The 17,692-nt window shown below is 66.3% G+C and carries 14 protein-coding genes; 7 read left to right on the forward strand and 7 right to left on the reverse strand.

The window, feature by feature from the left end:
- The first annotated feature begins 76 nt into the window (after positions 1–76).
- From AC3RCJ_RS25520 to AC3RCJ_RS25545, 6 genes are all read left to right on the forward strand, one after another.
- Entirely contained in the window at positions 77–997 is a 921-nt protein-coding gene (locus AC3RCJ_RS25520; protein ID WP_492957063.1) for an AraC family transcriptional regulator, read from the forward strand.
- Positions 998–1,114: 117 nt separating this feature from the next.
- On the forward strand, positions 1,115–1,669 hold the full coding sequence (locus AC3RCJ_RS25525) for a carboxymuconolactone decarboxylase family protein (RefSeq protein ID WP_492957064.1): 555 nt from the start codon (positions 1,115–1,117) through the stop codon (positions 1,667–1,669).
- Between the two features lies 1 nt (position 1,670).
- Entirely contained in the window at positions 1,671–2,756 is a 1,086-nt protein-coding gene (locus tag AC3RCJ_RS25530) for an acyl-CoA dehydrogenase family protein (RefSeq protein ID WP_492957065.1), read from the forward strand.
- Positions 2,753–3,559: an ABC transporter ATP-binding protein gene (locus AC3RCJ_RS25535; protein WP_492957066.1), complete on the forward strand. Its 807-nt coding sequence runs from the start codon at positions 2,753–2,755 to the stop codon at positions 3,557–3,559. Before AC3RCJ_RS25530 ends, AC3RCJ_RS25535 begins: the two co-directional genes overlap by 4 nt.
- Positions 3,560–3,576: 17 nt before the next feature.
- Positions 3,577–4,821 (forward strand): ABC transporter substrate-binding protein, encoded by a 1,245-nt coding sequence (locus AC3RCJ_RS25540; RefSeq protein ID WP_492957067.1) that lies wholly within the window; start codon positions 3,577–3,579, stop codon positions 4,819–4,821.
- 2 nt (positions 4,822–4,823) lie between these two features.
- A complete protein-coding gene (locus AC3RCJ_RS25545) occupies positions 4,824–5,588 on the forward strand; it encodes an ABC transporter permease (protein ID WP_492957068.1) in 765 nt (254 codons plus the stop codon).
- Here the strand turns inward: AC3RCJ_RS25545 and AC3RCJ_RS25550 are convergent.
- From AC3RCJ_RS25550 to AC3RCJ_RS25575, 6 genes are all read right to left on the reverse strand, one after another.
- The gene (locus tag AC3RCJ_RS25550) at positions 5,585–6,331 is read right to left on the reverse strand and encodes a lysophospholipid acyltransferase family protein (RefSeq protein WP_492957069.1); all 747 of its coding nucleotides are present in this window, start codon (positions 6,329–6,331) and stop codon (positions 5,585–5,587) included. The genes AC3RCJ_RS25545 and AC3RCJ_RS25550 overlap by 4 nt on opposite strands.
- 147 nt (positions 6,332–6,478) lie before the next feature.
- The gene (locus AC3RCJ_RS25555; protein WP_492957070.1) at positions 6,479–7,780 is read right to left on the reverse strand and encodes a dihydroorotase; all 1,302 of its coding nucleotides are present in this window, start codon (positions 7,778–7,780) and stop codon (positions 6,479–6,481) included.
- Between the two features lie 24 nt (positions 7,781–7,804).
- Positions 7,805–8,770: an aspartate carbamoyltransferase catalytic subunit gene (locus AC3RCJ_RS25560; protein ID WP_034746695.1), complete on the reverse strand. Its 966-nt coding sequence runs from the start codon at positions 8,768–8,770 to the stop codon at positions 7,805–7,807.
- Entirely contained in the window at positions 8,763–9,287 is a 525-nt protein-coding gene (pyrR, locus tag AC3RCJ_RS25565; RefSeq protein ID WP_492957071.1) for a bifunctional pyr operon transcriptional regulator/uracil phosphoribosyltransferase PyrR, read from the reverse strand. The genes AC3RCJ_RS25560 and pyrR overlap by 8 nt, the downstream gene beginning before the upstream one ends.
- A gap of 39 nt (positions 9,288–9,326) precedes the next feature.
- Positions 9,327–9,725, reverse strand: a complete 399-nt coding sequence (ruvX, locus tag AC3RCJ_RS25570; RefSeq protein WP_492957072.1) for a Holliday junction resolvase RuvX — start codon at positions 9,723–9,725, stop codon at positions 9,327–9,329.
- Positions 9,722–10,324, reverse strand: coding sequence for a YqgE/AlgH family protein (locus AC3RCJ_RS25575; RefSeq protein ID WP_492957073.1), 603 nt, complete (start codon positions 10,322–10,324; stop codon positions 9,722–9,724). Before AC3RCJ_RS25575 ends, ruvX begins: the two co-directional genes overlap by 4 nt.
- Before the next feature lie 385 nt (positions 10,325–10,709).
- On the opposite strand from AC3RCJ_RS25575, the gene AC3RCJ_RS25580 reads away from it, so the two are divergent.
- Positions 10,710–12,173 (forward strand): cryptochrome/photolyase family protein, encoded by a 1,464-nt coding sequence (locus AC3RCJ_RS25580; RefSeq protein WP_492957074.1) that lies wholly within the window; start codon positions 10,710–10,712, stop codon positions 12,171–12,173.
- A gap of 64 nt (positions 12,174–12,237) precedes the next feature.
- On the opposite strand, the gene AC3RCJ_RS25585 is transcribed toward AC3RCJ_RS25580, so the two are convergent.
- Positions 12,238–17,625 (reverse strand): Hpt domain-containing protein, encoded by a 5,388-nt coding sequence (locus AC3RCJ_RS25585; protein WP_492957075.1) that lies wholly within the window; start codon positions 17,623–17,625, stop codon positions 12,238–12,240.
- Between the last annotated feature and the right edge of the window lie 67 nt (positions 17,626–17,692).

Below are 17,692 nucleotides of genomic sequence, written 5' to 3' on the forward strand. Positions count from 1 at the left end.
CATATGCTTAGTCCGATTCAGTCTTTTGCCGTGGCCTCCAGGCGTCGTATGATGCAGCTTTTGCCTCTTCGAACCGATGAATCCTGACAGCGACAGGCTGGCGCGCTGGCTGCTCGGCAGCATAGCACTCGATACCGCGGTACTGCACGTGGGCCAGTATTGCGGCCGCTGGCGCGCCTCCACGGCAGGACGGGAACTGGGCAGCTTTCATTTGGTCCTGGACGGCCACTGCTACCTGCATCTCGATGGCGCGGCGCCAATCGCGCTCGGTCCGCGCGACGGCGTCTTCCTGCTGCGTGACCTGCCGCACTTTCTCAGTCCCCACAGCGATCCGCGGCAGGCGGCGCACGCGCAGGCGATGCTGCCTGTGCAAACGCCGACCGACAGCCCGGCGACGGCGCTGGCTTGCGGCTTTTTCCAGTTCCGTGGCGCCCTTTCGGCACTGATCGTCGACTCGTTTCCGCCCTATCTGCTGATACGCGGCGAGGCGCCCGCCTTCAGCGCCGCCGCCTCGCTGTTCGACCTGATTCTGGCGGAGGCCGGCGGCGACCCGGAACAGCCATCGCCATTGATCGCGCGCCTGGTCGAACTGCTGTTCTTTTACCTGATCCGCCACGTGGCGCAGGGCGAACAGGTGGCAACGGGCCTGCTGTCGCTGCTGCACCGGCCCGAATTCTCGCCGCTGCTCGAACGCATGCTCGATGCCCCCGCCGAAGACTGGTCGATCGAAAACATGGCCAAGGCGGCATGCATGTCGCGCGCCACCTTCTGCAAGCATTTCGCCAGCGCCAGCGGCCACTCGCCAGCCCAGTTCCTGCTCCTGCTGCGCATGAAAATCGCCGCGCGCCGGCTGCACGACGGCGCTTCCGTCGAACGCGCGGCCGAACTGGTCGGCTACCGCTCGCACGCCGCCTTTACGCGCGCCTTCAAGCGCGTCACCGGCGAACAGCCGGGCGCGTATCGCCGCGACCAGCGCCTGCGCCAGCTGGCCAACTGAGATCAAGGGCGACGCAATCAAAGACGAACGAGCACAAAAGGCCGACGCGCACGTCTGTCGCGCGCCAGGCCTGGCCGATATAATGGGGGACGACTTACCAACTTAGCAAGGTGACCCATGTCCCGTCTGACTCTGCACACGCTCGATACCGCCCCGGCCGAGAGCCGCCCCTTCGTGGAAAAGGCCATCGCCAACAACGGCTACCTGCCCAACCTGATCGGCGTGCTGGCCAATGCGCCACTGGCACTCGAAACGTATCTGACCGTCTCCGGCATCAATGCGCGCGCCAGCCTGTCGCTGATGGAACGCGAAGTGGTGCAGATCACGGCGGCACGCATCCACGGCTGCGACTTCTGCATTGCCGGCCATAGCGCCATCTCGCTGAAAAAGGCCGACCAGACGCCCGCCATCGTGCGCGCCCTGCAGCATGGCCAGCCCACCGGCGACGCCAGGCTCGATGCCGTCGCCGCCTTCGCCACGGCCGTCATCGCCACGCGCGGCGCCGTTGCCGACAGCGAGTATCAAGCCTTCCTGGCCGCCGGCTACAACGAGCAGCAGGCGCTGGAAGTCGTGCTCGGCATCAGCCTGGCCACTCTGTGCAATTTCTCCAACAGCCTGGCCGGCACCCCCGTCAATCCGCAATTGACGCCCTACCTGCCCGGTGCCGTCTGACATGGGCCACCTCAATCACTGGCTGCACATGCATGCCGACCAGCTCGACCAGTCGTCGCAGCTGGCTGAGACAGTACTGCCGGCGCTGGCCGGCGACAAGCTGCTGACCATCGGCGTGCCGCAGCAGCATGGCGGCGCGGGCGGCGACGTGCGCGACGCCATCGACGCCATCGCCAAAGTGGCCGAGCAATCGGTGACGGCGGCCTTTGTCTTCTGGGGCCAGCGCTGCTTCATCGAATTCCTGCTGCAAAGCGAGAACCGCGCGCTGGCCGAGCGCCGCTTGCCGGCCCTGCTGGCGGGCACGCAGGCCGGCGCCAGCGGCCTGTCGAACGCCATGAAATTCTTGTCCGGCATCGAGCAACTGCAAATTACCGGCACGCGCCACGCCGATGGCCTGCTCGTCGACGGCGGCCTGGCGTGGGTGACGAATTTGCGCAAGGCGGGCTTTGTCGCGGCGGCGGCCGTCGCGCCGACCGATGGCGCGCCGCCGGCCATCGTCGCCTTCGATAGCGGCGCGCAGGGAGTGCAGCGCGGCGACGACCTGGACCTGATCGCCCTGCGCGGCAGCAATACGGCTTCCGTCAAGCTGGCCCAGGTGCATATCCCGGCCGGCGACATCATCAGCGACAATGCGCCGGCCTGGCTGCCGCAAGTGCGCCCATCGTTCCTCGGCATGCAATGCGGACTATCGATCGGCCTGGCGCGCGCCAGCCTGGCGCAGGCGGCGCAGATTTCCGCCGGTTCGCGCAACCAGCTCACGCCGCGCATCGAAGCGCTGCAAGCGACGCTGGAGTCGGCTGTCGCTACCCTGCTGGCCGGCGTGCACGATGGCCGTTTCAAGAAAGAGGCGCCGGCCATGTTCCGCCTGCGCATACAGCTGGCCGAATTGCTGCAACAGGCGCTGATGCTGGAACTGCAGGCCATGGGCGGACGCGCCTACCTGAACGCCGAGCAGCAGGGCTTTGCCCGCCGCTGGCGCGAATCGTCGTTCATCCCCATCGTCACGCCCAGCCTGACGCAATTGCAGGCGGCACTGCAGCTGTTCGACAGCCAGCAGGCAGCAAAGGCGGCGGGAGCCCCGGCATGACGGCAGCAATGGACGCGCAAGACTGGGCGCTGCAGGCGCAGGACCTGAGCTACGCCTATCCGGGCACAGCACCCGTGTTCCAGCACGTCTCGCTGGGCGTGCGCAAGCGTGAAATCGTCTGCCTGCTGGGCGGCAGCGGCTGCGGCAAATCGAGCCTGCTGCGCGTGCTGGCCGGCTTGCAGCCGCCGTCGACGGGCGAAATCCAGTTCCTCGACGCTCCCATGCGCGAACCCGACCCGCGCAGCGCGCTCGTCTTCCAGCAGGCGAGCCTGTTACCCTGGCTGAACGTCATGGGCAACGCGGGCTTCGGCCTGGACTTCAAGCACCAGCCGCAACTCACGCGCGACGCGCACCAGGCGCGCGTGGCGCAAGCCATCGAAGCCGTCGGTTTGAAGGGCCGCGAAAAGCTGTATCCATCCGCGCTGTCGGGCGGCATGGCGCAGCGCGTGGCGCTGGCCCGTGCGCTGGCGCGCGAACCGGAGCTGCTGTTCGCCGATGAACCGTTTTCCGCGCTCGACGCCATCACGCGCGCCGAGATGCAATCGTTGCTGGTGGACGTGGTGCACCGCTGGCACACAGCAGTGCTGCTGGTGACGCACGATATCGACGAAGCCATCCTCGTGGCCGACCGCATCCTGCTCATGGGCGGCAAGCCCGGCAACATCGTGCGCGAATGGCCCGTCGCCATCGCCCAGCCCCGCATCGGCCATAGCGCCGACGTGATCGCCCTCAAGATGGATATCCTCGACGCCCTGCAAAAACTGCAAACGCAGGACCAGCAAGCGTCGCTCGCCCCCCTTTAATTGACCGGAACACTCTCATGTCCCTCCAAGCAGATAACAAACCCCTGCACATCTGTGCCTCCTCCGACTGCGATTGCGGCCTGACGCGGCGCGACTTCCTGCGCATGTCGGCGCTGGCCACGGCCAGCGTCGCCTCGCCATTGCTGTTCGCCGGCGACGCCATGGCCCAGCAAGGCCCGAAAGGCGACGACCAGCCCGTCAAGATCGGCTACCTGCCGATCACCGACGCCACCCCGCTGCTCGTCGCGCACGCGCGCAAGCTGTTTGAGGCGGAAGGCTTGCAGGCGGAAACGCCGCGCCTGTTCCGCAGCTGGGCACAGATCATCGAAGCCTTCGTCGCCGGCCAGGTCAACGTCATCCATTTGCTCTCGCCCGCCACGCTGTGGGTGCGCTACGGCGCCAAGTTCCCGGCCAAGGTCGTGGCCTGGAACCACGTCAACGGTTCCGCGCTGACGGTGGCCAACGAGATCAACAAGGTCTCCGACCTGGGCGGACGCACGGTCGCCATTCCGTTCTGGTACTCGATCCACAACATCCTGCTGCAGCAAATCCTGTCCTCGAACGGCTTGAGCCCGGTCACGCGCGCGCGCAACGCGGCCATCAAGCCGAATGAAGTCAACCTGATCGTGCTGGCGCCGGCCGAAATGGTTTCCGCGCTGGCCAGCAAGTCGATCGCCGGCTACATCGTGGCCGAGCCGTTCAATGCGGCGGCGGAAAACGCCGGCATCGGCAAGATCCTGCGCTTCTCGGGCGACGTGTGGAAAAACCACGCGTGCTGCGTCACCTTCCTATCCGAGCGCGACATCAATACCCGTCCCGAATGGGCGCAGAAGGTCACCAATGCCATCGTCAAGGCGCAGCTGTGGACGCGCTCGAACCAGGTCGACACGGCCAAGCTGCTGTCGAACGTGGGCGAGCACCGCTACACGCCGCATCCGCTGCAGGTGCTGACCAAGGTGCTGGCCACCACCGACTACGCCGGCTATGAAAAACAGGGCCTGATCGTGCACAAGAACTGGCAGCAGCGCCGCATCGACTTCCAGCCATATCCGTTTGCGTCGTACACGGAAGAACTGGTGCGCGCCATCGGCCGCACCAAGGTCGAAGGCGATACGCGCTTCCTGGCCAATCTCGATCCGAAATTCGCCGCGCGCGACCTGGTCGATGACCGCTTCGTGCGCAAGGCCATCACGGCAGTCGGCGGCCCGGCCGCCTTCGGCTTGCCGGCCAACCTGCTGCGCAGCGAAACCGTGGCGGTCTGACGATGGCAAGCAAGTTGTTCACGAAGTTCGGCCTGCCCCTGGTGGGGCTGGCCTGTGCCTTGCTGTTGTGGTCCATGGGCGTGACGGCGCTGGAGAAATCCACGCCGATCGCCACCGCCTTTGCGCCGCTGCCCACGGCGCTGGCGTTCCGGGAAATGCTGGGCGGCTCGGATATCTGGCTGCACGTGGTATTGAGCCTGCAAAGGGTAGCTGTCGGCCTGGGGCTGGCGATCGTCATCGGCGTGCCGCTGGGCGTGCTGGTGGCCATGTCGAAAAGCTTTTCCGGCGCGGCCATGCCGCTGTTCCAGCTGTTGCGCATGATTTCGCCGCTGTCGTGGATGCCGATCGCCGTGATGGTGCTCGGCGTCGGTGACGCGCCCGTGTACTTCCTGCTGGCGTTTGCGGCCGTCTGGCCGATCCTGCTCAATACGGCGGCCGGCGTGGCGCGGCTCGACCCGAACTGGCTGCTGCTGGCGCGCAGCCTGTCGGCCACGCGCAGCGAGATCGTCTTCAAGGTCATTTTGCCGGGCATTACGGCCGATATCCTGACGGGCGTGCGCCTGGCCATCGGCATCATCTGGATCGTGCTGGTGCCGGCGGAAATGCTGGGCGTGTCGGCAGGCCTCGGCTACTTCATCCTCGACACGCGCGACCGCCTCGCGTATTCGGAACTGATGGCCGCCATCGTGCTGATCGGGATGTTAGGTTACATCCTCGACTACCTGGCCCGCGCCGCGCATGCGCGCTGGCTGCACGTCAAAAACTAGGCCGCCTTTTCCAGCGGCAGCGCAGCGGCCACCGCCGCCTGCGTTGCCGCCGCCAGTTCACGGCGGTGCGCATCAACCGTCGCCACTGGCGCCAGGCAGGTCAGGCGCGCCGTGATCGGCGGGCCGCTCAGGATCGCCACCATGCTTTGCGCGAAGCTCATCTCGCCGATGAAATCGACGGCGTGATGCAGCGCTCCCTTGTCATCCACGTACACGAGCGCGAACGGCTGCACCGGCACCTGCGCATCGATGGCCGCCTCGAACAGGTTGGCGTGGAACGGCAGGATCTGCCCTTGCGCGGCGGTCGTGCCCTCGGGGAAGAACGCGATGCGCTCGCCCGCCGTCAATTTATCCACCAGGCCCTGGAAGATCAGGCGCAGGTCGCGCTTGCTGCCGCGCGAAATGAAGATGGTGCCGGCGCGCCCCGCCAGCCAGCCGAGGACGGGCCAGGCGCGGATTTCCGCCTTGGCGACGAAGCGGCAGGGGTGCACGGCATTGATGACGAAGATGTCGAGCCACGAAACGTGGTTCGCCACCACCATCGCATGGTCGAGCGCGGGCACGCTGGCCGCCGGCTGCGCCACGTGCACGCCGCAGATGTCGAGCAGCTGGGTCGACCAGCGGCGGATGCGCCGGTTGCGCCCTTCAAGGTCCAGCCAGGGGAACAGCACGGCGCTCTTGGCCATGCCGCAGCCCAGGTGGATGGCGATGCGCGCGAGGCGGTAGGTAAGCAGAAGTTTCAAATGACACCAAGGTTGGAAGCAAAGCCATGCAGCCGCGTAGGTCGGCTTGGCAGCACCCGCGAGGCGCTGCGTAAGCCGACAGGAGCCGCCATGGACTTGTCGGATTACGCGTACCGCTAATCCGACCTACGGCTCCGATACAAAAAATTAGCGCTGAAACGCCACCTGTCCGGCAACGATGGTCGCCTTGACGATGCCGCTCAGCTCATAGCCGAGGAAAGGCGTGTGCTTGCCCTGGCTGGCCAGCGACGCCGACGACACGGTCCAGCGCGCGGCGGGATCGAAGACGCAGATGTCGGCCGCTTCGCCCACGGCCAGGCTGCCTGCCGGGATGCCGGCGACACGGGCCGCATCGGACGTGACCTTGGCCACGGCGCGCGCCAGCGGACGAGCGCCCGCCTGCGGCTGCGCCAGCGCATAGTCGTCGGCCCACTTCAGGGCCAGCGACAGCAGCAGTTCCAGGCCGGTGGCGCCTGGCGAGGCTTCACCGAACGGCAGCAGTTTTTCATCGTCGTCGACAGGGGTGTGGTCCGAGCACATGGCGTCGACCGTGCCGTCGAGCAGGCCGGCGCGGATCGCATCGCGGTCGCGCTGGCTGCGGAACGGCGGCGTGACGCGCGCGTTCGGATCGAAGAAGCCGATGTCGGCATCTGTCAGGTGCACATGGTGCACGCCCACGTCGCAAGTGACGGGCAAGCCTTCGGCCTTGGCGGCGCGGATCAGTTCCAGGCCCGCCGCCGACGAAATGCGGCACAGGTGCACGCGCGCGCGGCTGGCGCGCATCAATTCAAAGATCGTGTGCAGCGCGATGGTCTCGGACATCACGGGCACGCCGGACAAGCCCAGGCGCGAGGCCAGCGGGCCGCTGTGGGCGATGCCGCCACGGCCGATGTGCGGGTCCTGCGGGCGCAGCCAGACGGTGTAGCCGAAGGTGTTCGCGTACTGCATGGCGCGCAGCAGCACGGTGGTGTCCTCGATCGGCTCTTCCGCCTGCGCGAAACCGATGCAGCCCGCTTCCGTCAGTTCCGCCATTTCCGTCAGCGACTTGCCCTTCAAGCCCATGGTCAGCGCGCCCAGCGGGTGCACGTGGGCCTTGTTCTGCGTCTTGGCGCGGTATTTCAGCATTTCCACCAGGCCCGGCTCGTCGAGCACGGGATCGGTATCGGGCGGGCACACCAGGCTAGTCACGCCACCTTGCAGGGCCGCCTGCAGTTCCGATTCCAGGGTCGCCTTGTATTCGTAGCCGGGCTCGCGCAGGCGCGCGGACAGGTCGACCAGGCCGGGGGAAACCACCAGGCCGGCCGCGTCAAAGGTGGTGTCGGCCTTGAAGCCGGCCGGGGCGCTGCCCACGGCGATCACCTTGCCGTCGGCGATAAACAGGTCTTGCAAGCCATCGATGCCATTGGCAGGGTCGATCAGGTGGCCGTTCTTGATATGTAGTGTCGTCATGCTCGCTTACTCGTCCTTGGGCTATCAGCCCTGATTACCAGCCAAAATACTCATCACCGCCATGCGCACGGCGATACCGAAGGTCACCTGCGGCAGGATCACCGCCTGCGGACCGTCGGCCACGGCCGAATCGATTTCCACGCCACGATTCATCGGACCCGGATGCATGACGATGGCGTCCGGCTTGGCCAGCGCCAGGCGCTCGGGCGTGAGGCCATAGCTCTTGAAGTATTCTTGCGCCGACGGCAGCAGCGCGCCGCTCATGCGTTCATTCTGCAGGCGCAGCATGATGATCACGTCCACGCCCTTGAGGCCTTCATCCATGTTGGTGAAGGTGCGCACGCCCATTTGCTCCAGGCCGCCCGGCAGCAGGGTGTGCGGGCCGATGGCGCGCACTTCCGGCACGCCCAGGGTAGTCAGCGCGTGGATGTCGGAACGGGCCACGCGGCTATGCAGGATGTCGCCCACGATGGCCACCGTCAGGTTGGTGAAATCCTTCTTGTAGTGGCGGATCGTGTACATGTCGAGCAGGCCCTGGGTCGGGTGCGCGTGGCGTCCGTCGCCCGCGTTGACCACATGGACGTGCGGCTGCTTCGTGTCGATCAGGTGCTTGGCGATCAGGTAGGGCGCGCCCGACTGCGCGTGGCGCACGACGAACATGTCGGCATGCATGGCCGACAGGTTGTCGATGGTGTCGAGCAGGGACTCGCCCTTGCTGGCCGACGAGGCCTGGATGTTCAGGTTGATGACGTCGGCCGACAGGCGCTTCGAGGCGATTTCGAAGGTGGTGCGCGTGCGCGTGGAGTTTTCAAAGAACAGGTTGAAAACGCTCTTGCCGCGCATCAGCGGCACCTTTTTCACGTCGCGGTCGGAGATGCCGACGAACGAGGAAGCGGTGTCGAGGATGTGGTTGACGATAGACTTCGGCAAGCCTTCGATCGTCAGCAGGTGTTGCAGTTCGCCGTGTTTATTCAGTTGCGGATTAAGCATGGTGGGTATCTATGGTGAGCGTGAATTTTCCATCGTCGGCTTGCTTCAGGACCAGGGCCTGGCCCGGCGGCACGGCTGTGAAGGCGGCCACGAAATCGGCGGCCACCGGCAGCTGGCGTTCGCCGCGGTCGACCAGGGCGGCCAGCATGATCTTCGCCGGACGGCCATAGTCGAACAATTCGTTGATGGCGGCGCGCGTGGTGCGGCCCGTGTACAGCACGTCGTCGACCAGCAGGATGGTGGCGCCGGCCACGTCGAAGCTGATTTGCGTCGGCTTGACGTCCGCATGCAGGCCCTTCTGGGCAAAGTCGTCGCGGTAGAACGAGACGTCGAGCACGCCCAGGCGGTCGAGCAGACTCAAGTCGCGCGCCAGGCGTTCGGCCAGCCAGGCGCCGCCCGAATGGATGCCGACGATGGCCACATTGTTGACACCGGCCAGGCCGCTCCGCACCTGCTGCAGCAAATCTGCATACAGGGCCTCGGCGTCGAGTTGGGAAGGATTTGTAGGATGCGGCATAGAGTTCTTAATCATTCAGGAATGGAGGCTAAGGTCAGATTAATAATTCGCGTCGAAATACTGTTGCAGGATGACGGCGGCGGCGCGGTCGTCGATCACTTCGCCGCGCTTGGCGGCGATGACGGCCGAGGAGTAACGCTCGTCGACCAGTTCCACGGGCAGGTTGAAGCGGCCATGCACCTGGTTGGCGAAGCGGCGGCAGCGCGCGCTCATCTCGTGTTCCGTGCCATCCGGGTGGCTGGGCAGGCCCACGACGATGCGGCTGGCGCCCCACTCCTTGACCAGGCTGGCGATGGCGGCAAACTTCGGCTCGTTCGCCGTGGCCGTGATCACGCTGAGCGGCTTGGCCTGGCAAATCATGGTATTGCCGATGGCCACGCCGATGCGTTTCAGGCCGAAATCAAAGGCGAGGATGGTGTCGATGGCATCACCGCTCATGCGTGGCCAGCCTCGCTCGCCAGCATCAGCGGATCGATACCCAGCAATTTGATGGCCGCCACATAGCGCTGCTCGATGGGGAAATCGAACAGGATATCGGCCGAGGCACCCACGGTCAGCCAGCCGTTGCGGCCGATTTCGTCTTCCAGCTGGCCCGGGCTCCAGCCCGAGTAGCCGATGGAAACGAGCATGCGCTCGGGACCATCGCCCTTGGCGACGGCTTCGAGCACGTCGATCGACGTGGTAAACGCCACTTCGTCCGTCACCGTCAGCGACGACGAATAGCGCGCGCCCGGCGTGTGCAGCACGAAGCCGCGGTCGTCCTGCACCGGGCCGCCAAACATGATCGGTTCGTTGACGATGGGGGCATCGCTGCCGGCCGCCAGTTTCAGGTCGATGCGCTCGAACAGCACTTCCATGGTCATGTCGGTAGGTTTGTTGATGACGACACCCAGCACGCCGTTTTCGTTATGTTCGCAAACATACACGACCGTGCCGCCGAAGATCGGGTCTTGCATGGCCGGCATCGCAATCAGGAAGTGATTGGCCAGATTCAGGGTGGAAGAGCCGGTGGCAGCCGGTTCCCCGACACCTTGCATCAATCGATGTCCTGGTAGAGTCTGGTCGATTTTACTCTTTTTCATACGCGATGCTCTCTCTGTGGGCTTGCTGGCAAGTCTCGCTTACCCCGCTATCGTACGCCTGGCGCAAGCGGCCGCGCATCCTGGGCGGCGCGCACCGTGTTGCCAGACGCTATTCTTGTTATATTGTAAATTAATGATCAATTCGCTGTGCCTGCAGGCGCATTTCAATGCCAATGTAAAATTGATTGCAAAATCGCTGTCGCACATAAAGCGCCACGAACATACCCGGTAGTTTACACTGAATTGCCACCGCAGCGACGCCAAAGGCATGACGCGAGCGGCCATAAAGCCCTGTTGGCGGCAAAAAATAGCCTATCTTTGACCCTGAACACGCGAAATAATGACAATCAAGACTTCCCTGGTATGGTTCCGGCGCGATCTGCGCGCGTTTGACCATGCTGCATTGCATCACGCCCTGCGCCAAAGCCAGGCCGTGCATTGCGTGTTTGTTTACGACAAGGCCATCCTGGCAGGACTGCCGCGCCGCGACAGGCGCGTCGATTTCATCCATGCCAGCGTGGCCGAACTGGCGGCCGAACTGCGCCAGCTTGGCGGCGACCTGATCGTGCTGCACGCGGACGCGGCCGAGGCGATTCCGCACCTGGCGGCCGAATTGAACGCAGACGCCGTCTTTGCCAACCACGACTACGAACCGCTGGCGATCGCCCGCGACGCCAGCGTGGCCACGGCACTGACGCACGACGCGCGCCTGTGGTTCAGCTTCAAGGACCAGGTCATCTTTGAAAAGGACGAGGTGCTGACGCTGTCGCAAAAGGCCTACACCGTCTACACGCCGTACAAGAACGCCTGGCTGAAGAAAATGCGCGCCGAACCGGCCTGCCTGGCGCCGTTCGATATCGAACCGCATGCGGCCAGCCTGGCGCCGCCGCGCGCCGGCACGCCGTCGCCCCTGCCCAGCTTGGGCGAGCTGGGTTTCGAAGCGAGCAACCTGGCCGAACTGGCCATTCCCACGGGCATGTCGGGCGCGACCAGGCTGTTCGAGGATTTCCTGCCGCGCCTGGCCAGGTACGACGTGGCACGCGACTTTCCCGCCCTGAAAGGTCCGTCCTACCTGTCGATGCATCTGCGCTTCGGCACCACCTCGCTGCGCTACCTGGTACGCAGCGTGGTCGACCTGATGGACCGGGGCGGCGGCGGCGATGGCGCGCCCGTATGGCTGGCCGAACTGATCTGGCGCGATTTCTACGCCATGATCCTGTACCAGAATCCGCACGTGGAAGGCGGCGCCTTCAAACCGGCCTACGACGCCATCGCATGGGAGACGGGACCGCAGGCCGATGCCGCCTTTGCCGCCTGGTGCGAGGGCCGCACCGGCTATCCGCTGGTCGACGCGGCCATGGCGCAGCTGAACCAGACAGGCTATATGCACAACCGCCTGCGCATGGTCACGGCCTGCTTCCTGATCAAGGACTTAGGGCTGGACTGGCGCCGCGGCGAAGCGTATTTCGCGCTGCACCTGAATGACTTCGACCTGGCCTCGAACAACGGCGGCTGGCAGTGGGCCTCGTCATCCGGCTGCGATGCCCAGCCCTACTTCCGCATCTTCAATCCCATCACGCAGTCGGAAAAATTTGATGCCGGCGGACGCTTCATCCGCCGCTACCTGCCGCAATTGAAGGCGCTGGGAGACAAGGAAATCCACGCGCCATGGCTGGTGCCGCGCATGCTGCTCGAGCAAAAGGATATCGTGCTGGGACGCGATTATCCGGAACCCATCGTGCAGCACGACGAGGCACGCAAGGAGACCCTGGCGCGCTACGCCGTTGTGAAGGTGGCGGCGTAAGCCGATAACGGTGTTGGCTGGCGCTTGTGGTGGTGTCGGCTTACGCGCTGCGCGCTAAGCCGACCTACGCCCCACCGTCGGCCAGCAAGCGTCCCACCTCGGCCAGCAATTCCTCTTCCTGGAACGGCTTGCCGAAATACGCGTTGACGCCCAGTTCGAACGCGTGCTTGCGGTGCTTGTCGGCGCTGCGCGAAGTGATCATGACGACGGGGATGGCGCGCGTCTTGTCGTCGCTGCGCACATTGCGCGTCAAATCAAAACCATCCATGCGCGGCATTTCCACGTCGACCAGCAGCAGCGCCGGCATGGCGGCCGCCTCCAGTTCGTGCAGCTGTTCCAGCGCATCGACGCCGTCCTTCGCCAGCAGCACCTGGTAACCCTCGCGCTCGAACAGGCGCTGCATCACGCGGCGCACCGTCAGCGAATCGTCGACCACCATCACGCAGGCGCGCGGCGCGGCCAGCCCGCTTGCCGCGGCATGCTGTTCACTGCTGGCCAGCGCATACTGCGACAGCAGTTCCGGGTGGTGCTCGAGGTGCTGCGCCAGCACCACCGGATTGAGGATCAACACGATATCGCCCGTGCCCAGTACCGTGGCGCCGGCGATGCCGGGCATGCGCGCCAGTTGCGGCCCCACGTGCTTGACCACGACCTCGCGGTTGCCCAGCACATCGTCAACCTGCAGCGCCAGCCTGTCGTTGCCATTCCTCAGCAGCAGCACGGGCGCATGGCGCTGCACGCTCTGCGCCACGGGCGTCTCGCCCAGCATGGCCGACAGATGATGCAGTGCCAGCGACTGTTCATGCGACTCGATGCACCCGGCCGCCCGCGCCTGTTCCAGCTGCTCGCCTTTCAGGTGCAGCACCTGCTCCACCAGCACCGACGGCAAGGCATATGTCTTGCCGTTCGCCGCCAGCAGCACCACTTGCGTGACGGCCAGGGTCAGCGGCAGGTGGATGGTGAAGCGCATGCCCAGGCCCGCCTGCGTCACCGTTTCCACGCGCCCGCCCAGGGCCAGCGCCTCGGAGCGCACGATGTCCATGCCAAAACCGCGTCCGGCCAATTCCGTCAGGCTGTCGGCGGTGGAAAAGCCGGGCGTAAAAATCAGCTCGGCCGCCTGTGCGTCGGTCAATGGCGCGTCCGTCGCCACCAGGCCGGCGCCGTGCGCCTTGGCGCGGATGCGCTCCAGGTCCAGGCCAGCGCCGTCATCGGAAAAGGCGATCGCCACTTCATTGCCCTGCTGGCTGACCTGCAGCAGCAGTTCGCCCGTCTCGCTCTTGCCCGCCTGCAGGCGCGCCGCGCGCGGCTCCACGCCATGCACGATGGCATTACGCAGCAGGTGTTCGAAAGGCGCCGCCATGCGTTCGAGCACGCTGCGGTCGATCTCTACGCCGCCGCCACGGATATCGAGGTTGACGCGCTTGTCGACTTCCTTGGCGCTTTGCCGCGCCACGCGGAACAAGCGTTCGGCGATGCTGGCAAACGGCACCATGCGAATCTGCATCAGGTCGCGCTGCAGTTCGCGCGTCAGGCGCCCCTGCAGCACCAGGTCGTCGCTGACGGCGTCGACACTGTGGCTGAGGTTTTCATGGAAGGACGCCACGTCGTTGACGCTTTCGGCCATCATGCGCGTGAGTTCCTGCAGGCGCGTAAAACGGTCGAATTCGAGCGGGTCGAATTCGCGCTCGCTGCCGACGGCCATGCGCGAGGCGATCTGCGATTCTGCCTGCATTTCCACTTCGCGCAGCTGGCGCCGCAAACGCGCCAGGTTATCCGAAAATTCCGCCATCGAGGCGCCCAGCACGCCCACTTCATTCTCCATTTTCGAGCGCGTGATCGACACTTCGCCGGCCTGGTTCACCAGGCGATCGAGGATATCGGCGCGCACGCGCACCAGGGCCGCCTTCGGTTCGGCGGCGGGCGTGTCTTCCATGCCGGGCAGCGGCAGCAGCGGCTGCTGCAATTGTTCAAACAGGTGCAGCGCGTGGTCGTAATGGCCGAGCAATTCTTCGAAGGCCTGTGGCGTGGCGGTGCCCGCGTGCAGCATGTTTTCGATATGCGTCTCGATTTCATGCGCATGCTGGCCCAGGCGCATGGCGCCGGCCATGCGCGCGCTGCCCTTGACCGTGTGCAGCGTCCGCAGCAGCATCTGCGCCTGGCTGCTGTCATGCGGCTGCTGCTGCCAGCTGCGCAGTGCCTCGCCAATCTGCGGCAACAGGTCGGCACCTTCCTCCAGGAAGACGGACAATAAATCGAGGTCGAGTTCATCGCTGATGCCGGCGCTGGCCGCCAGCAGCGCGGCCGCGTCAGCCGGCACGATGGCGGGCGGCGGCGCATCCGGCTCGGCGGCCACCCCTTCCGGCGCCGCGTGCTGCAGGGCGGGCGCCGCATCGAAGACGGAGTCGAACAGGTCGTCGATCGCGCTGGTTTCTGGCGCCAGCGGCAAGGCAGGCTGCGGCGCCGCTTCCTGCGCCAGTGGCGCGGGGACGCTGTGACGCTGCGCCGCATCGGCGACGATGCTGGCATAGGTGGCGGCAAACAGCGCATCGAGCGGGCCGGGTGCTTCCGGCGCCATCGGCGCAGCGGGTGCGGCGGGCATGGCGGCGGCGGGCGGCGCGGTGCCGACGATGCTGGCGTAGGTGGCGGCAAACAGCGCATCGAGCCGCCCGGCGGCGTCGCCGGTGGCAGCGTCCAGCGGCGGCGCCGTCAGTGCGCGCCACAGCGCATGCAGCGCGGCGACCGTCTCCGGCTGCGCCGGCGCCAGTTCGCCCAGCGCGAACGCCTGCAGCATCCGCGCAATGCACTGCGTGGCCTGCTCCAGCACGTCGTGCTGGCTGTCCTGCAAGCCCGCCAGCGGCGGCACCACCGTTTCGATGGCGGTCTCCAGCGCATGCGCCAGGTCGCGCAGTGCCTGGAAGCCGACCGTGCCGGACGATCCGGCCAGGGTGTGCACGGCCTGCAGCGCCTCAAAGCTGACGGCCCGCTGCTCGTGGCGCCACTCGCCGAAGTCGCGCGTCAGCACGCGCAGCAATTCGTCCGTCTCGGCCAGGTAGATGTTGTACAGAGGGAGGCTGATGCGCAGCTCGCCCACATGTTTCAGATTATCGTCGGGTGCCTCGTGCAGGGCCGGTGCGGTGACGGACGGAAAGCCGATCACATTGCCGTTGCTGACCAGCGGCGCGGCCGCCCTGGACACCGGCGGCTCGGCCGCGACAGCCCGCGGCTTGCGCAACTCGAACGGGCCGCCTTCGCGCACGCGGTCGGCCGCCAGCAGCAGCATGCCGGCTTCGCGCTCGCGGCCGGCGCCGCCTTCCAGCTCGGCCACCCACTCGCTGAGCTGGTACCAGCCGTAATTGAGCAAGGTAAACAAGTCGTCGCTGGCGGGGCGCGCCTCGGCCAGCCAGGTATTCATCACGCGCTCGATGGCGCCGGCCGCCTCGGCAAACTGCGCCAGCCCGATCATGCGGCTGCTGCCCTTGAGCGTATGGAAGGAACGGCGCAGCATGGCCAGGTGTTCGCCGCTGGCCGCCTGCTCGCGCGGCAGCGCCAGGGTAGCATCGATAAAGGCCAGCACTTCGCGCGCCTCGGCGATGAAGATGTCGAGCATCTCGGCATCGACAGCGGCCGCCGGTACCGGTGCGATGGCGGACGGCAGGGCAGGCGGCAAGGCCTGGTCGAGCAGCGGTACGGCGCCGGCGGCGGCCACCTTTTCAAACGGCAGCGCACGGAAGGTGCCGGCGCCCGCATCGAAATGAAAGCGTCCCATGGCCGCTTGCGCGTTGCGGCCCAGCATATCGACAAAGAAGCCCAATGCACTGACATTCTGCGCGATCTCGTCGAGCGCCGCGGCCCGCGCGCCCGCCGTCGCCTCGCCCGCCGCCAGTTGCAGCAGCTGCGATATGGCCGCCTCGACTTGCTGCACGGCGGCGCTGGCATCCTGCTGCCCCAATCCGCTCAGCTCCTGCCGCAATTGCCGCAGTACGGGCGCCGCACCGGCCAGCGCCGCCTGCTGCGAACCATCCGAGTAATACGCATTGAGCAGTTTTTCCACCTGGCGCAGGCCGCCCTTCATCGTCTCGGCCAGCGCGGCGACGGTCTGCCCTTGCGCAATCTGGCGCGACAGCTCGCCCGTCGCCACCGGCGGCGCCTCGCCAGCCAGCAAGGCCTGCAGGCGCGCGGCGATGGTTTCCGCATTGCCCGCGAAATCGTCTGGCAGGCGGCGCAGCTGCTCCAGGCCGGTGTCGGCGAACAGCAGCGCCGTGCCGATTTCCTGCTCCAGTGCCGCGCTGCGCCCGTTCACGACCGCCTGCCGCGCCACGGCTGCGCACTGGCGCAGCAAGCTGGCCAAGGCCGGCAGCTTCAAGACATCGGCATGCGCCGCCACCTGCTGCAACGATTGTTCGAATGCCTCGCCGTGCGCGGGATCGAGGTCGGCATCGGTCAGCCGGCGCCAGCTGGCGCGCGCCTGCGCCAGCGCCGCGCGCGCGCCCTGCAAGGCCGCCTGGTCCACCTGGCCATAGCGCCGCGCCTCCACGTCGGCCGGTACCAGGCCGTCGAGGTCGAATGCCGCGCGCAGCTGGCGCGCCGCCGGCGTCGGCTCGGTGGCGCCGGCGATGAAGAACAGCGCATCGCGCAGCATCGTCTCGGGCAGGCTGGCCGTACCTTGCGCCAGGCGGCGCAATTGCAGGTTGATCAGCCCGAACAGCTGCTTGACGTACAAGGCAGTCGCGGCGCTGCCTTCGTCCTGTTCGCCGGCGGCCAATTCGGCAAAGGCCTGCATGGCGAACCAGAAGGTGCGCGCGGGCGCTTCGTGCTGCGCGTCGGCCACCAAGGCCAGGGTCTGCTGCAGCACGGCCGCGTGCTGGCGCCGCGTCGCGGCATCCTGCGCCTTCAGGAAAGGCAGCAGCGATTTTTCAAAGCGGCCGCGCCAGGCCGGGTAGTCGGCCGCTGGCGGCTGGTCGGCCAGCGCAATGGCGTGGCCCTCGCGCATGGCGGCGGGTGGAAAAAACAGGTCGGCCGGGTGGATGCGTTCGGCCCCCAGCATGCTGTGCAGCGCCCGATAATACGGGAACAAGCGCAGCGGCTGCGGCGGCGTGCCGGCCACCAGGTCTTCCAGGTACTCGAGCAGGGCCTGATACAGCTCGGCGACCACCTGCGCATGGTCCACCGTGTATTCCAGACTGCCGTCGCGAAAGCGCGCCAGCGCCTGTTCCGCGCCCGCCGCCAGCATGCTGGCACCGGCCACATCGACCATCACCAGCGCGCCATGCGCCTGGTGCAGGTGCGAGCGCGCGTGCTGCAGCGCGGTGGCGCGCTCTTCGCGCTCGCGGCCGCCCGCTTCGAACAGGGCGGTTTTCGAACGGCCCAGCGCTTCGCGGATTTCCACCATCACCCATGACAGGGGCTCGCTGTCGAACGGCTTGGACTGCTGCGGACTATCAGGTGTACTCATGCATGCCTCGGTAAAGAATTCGTAACGCAAAAGTCGATACGCACAACACGCGGCGCCATCGGATGGC

It is taken from the genome of Janthinobacterium sp. GW822-FHT07H11 (genome assembly GCF_058798615.1).

Bases quoted from the DNA above. Each gene is read 5' to 3' on its own strand.
- AC3RCJ_RS25520 (WP_492957063.1), top strand. From the start codon at position 77: ATGAATCCTGACAGCGACAGGCTGGCGCGCTGGCTGCTCGGCAGCATA.
- AC3RCJ_RS25525 (WP_492957064.1), top strand. From the start codon at position 1,115: ATGTCCCGTCTGACTCTGCACACGCTCGATACCGCCCCGGCCGAGAGC.
- AC3RCJ_RS25530 (WP_492957065.1), top strand. From the start codon at position 1,671: ATGGGCCACCTCAATCACTGGCTGCACATGCATGCCGACCAGCTCGAC.
- AC3RCJ_RS25535 (WP_492957066.1), top strand. From the start codon at position 2,753: ATGACGGCAGCAATGGACGCGCAAGACTGGGCGCTGCAGGCGCAGGAC.
- AC3RCJ_RS25540 (WP_492957067.1), top strand. From the start codon at position 3,577: ATGTCCCTCCAAGCAGATAACAAACCCCTGCACATCTGTGCCTCCTCC.
- AC3RCJ_RS25545 (WP_492957068.1), top strand. From the start codon at position 4,824: ATGGCAAGCAAGTTGTTCACGAAGTTCGGCCTGCCCCTGGTGGGGCTG.
- AC3RCJ_RS25555 (WP_492957070.1), bottom strand. From the start codon at position 7,780: ATGACGACACTACATATCAAGAACGGCCACCTGATCGACCCTGCCAAT.
- AC3RCJ_RS25560 (WP_034746695.1), bottom strand. From the start codon at position 8,770: ATGCTTAATCCGCAACTGAATAAACACGGCGAACTGCAACACCTGCTG.
- pyrR (WP_492957071.1), bottom strand. From the start codon at position 9,287: ATGCCGCATCCTACAAATCCTTCCCAACTCGACGCCGAGGCCCTGTAT.
- ruvX (WP_492957072.1), bottom strand. From the start codon at position 9,725: ATGAGCGGTGATGCCATCGACACCATCCTCGCCTTTGATTTCGGCCTG.
- AC3RCJ_RS25575 (WP_492957073.1), bottom strand. From the start codon at position 10,324: ATGCAAGGTGTCGGGGAACCGGCTGCCACCGGCTCTTCCACCCTGAAT.
- AC3RCJ_RS25580 (WP_492957074.1), top strand. From the start codon at position 10,710: ATGACAATCAAGACTTCCCTGGTATGGTTCCGGCGCGATCTGCGCGCG.
- AC3RCJ_RS25585 (WP_492957075.1), bottom strand. From the start codon at position 17,625: ATGAGTACACCTGATAGTCCGCAGCAGTCCAAGCCGTTCGACAGCGAG.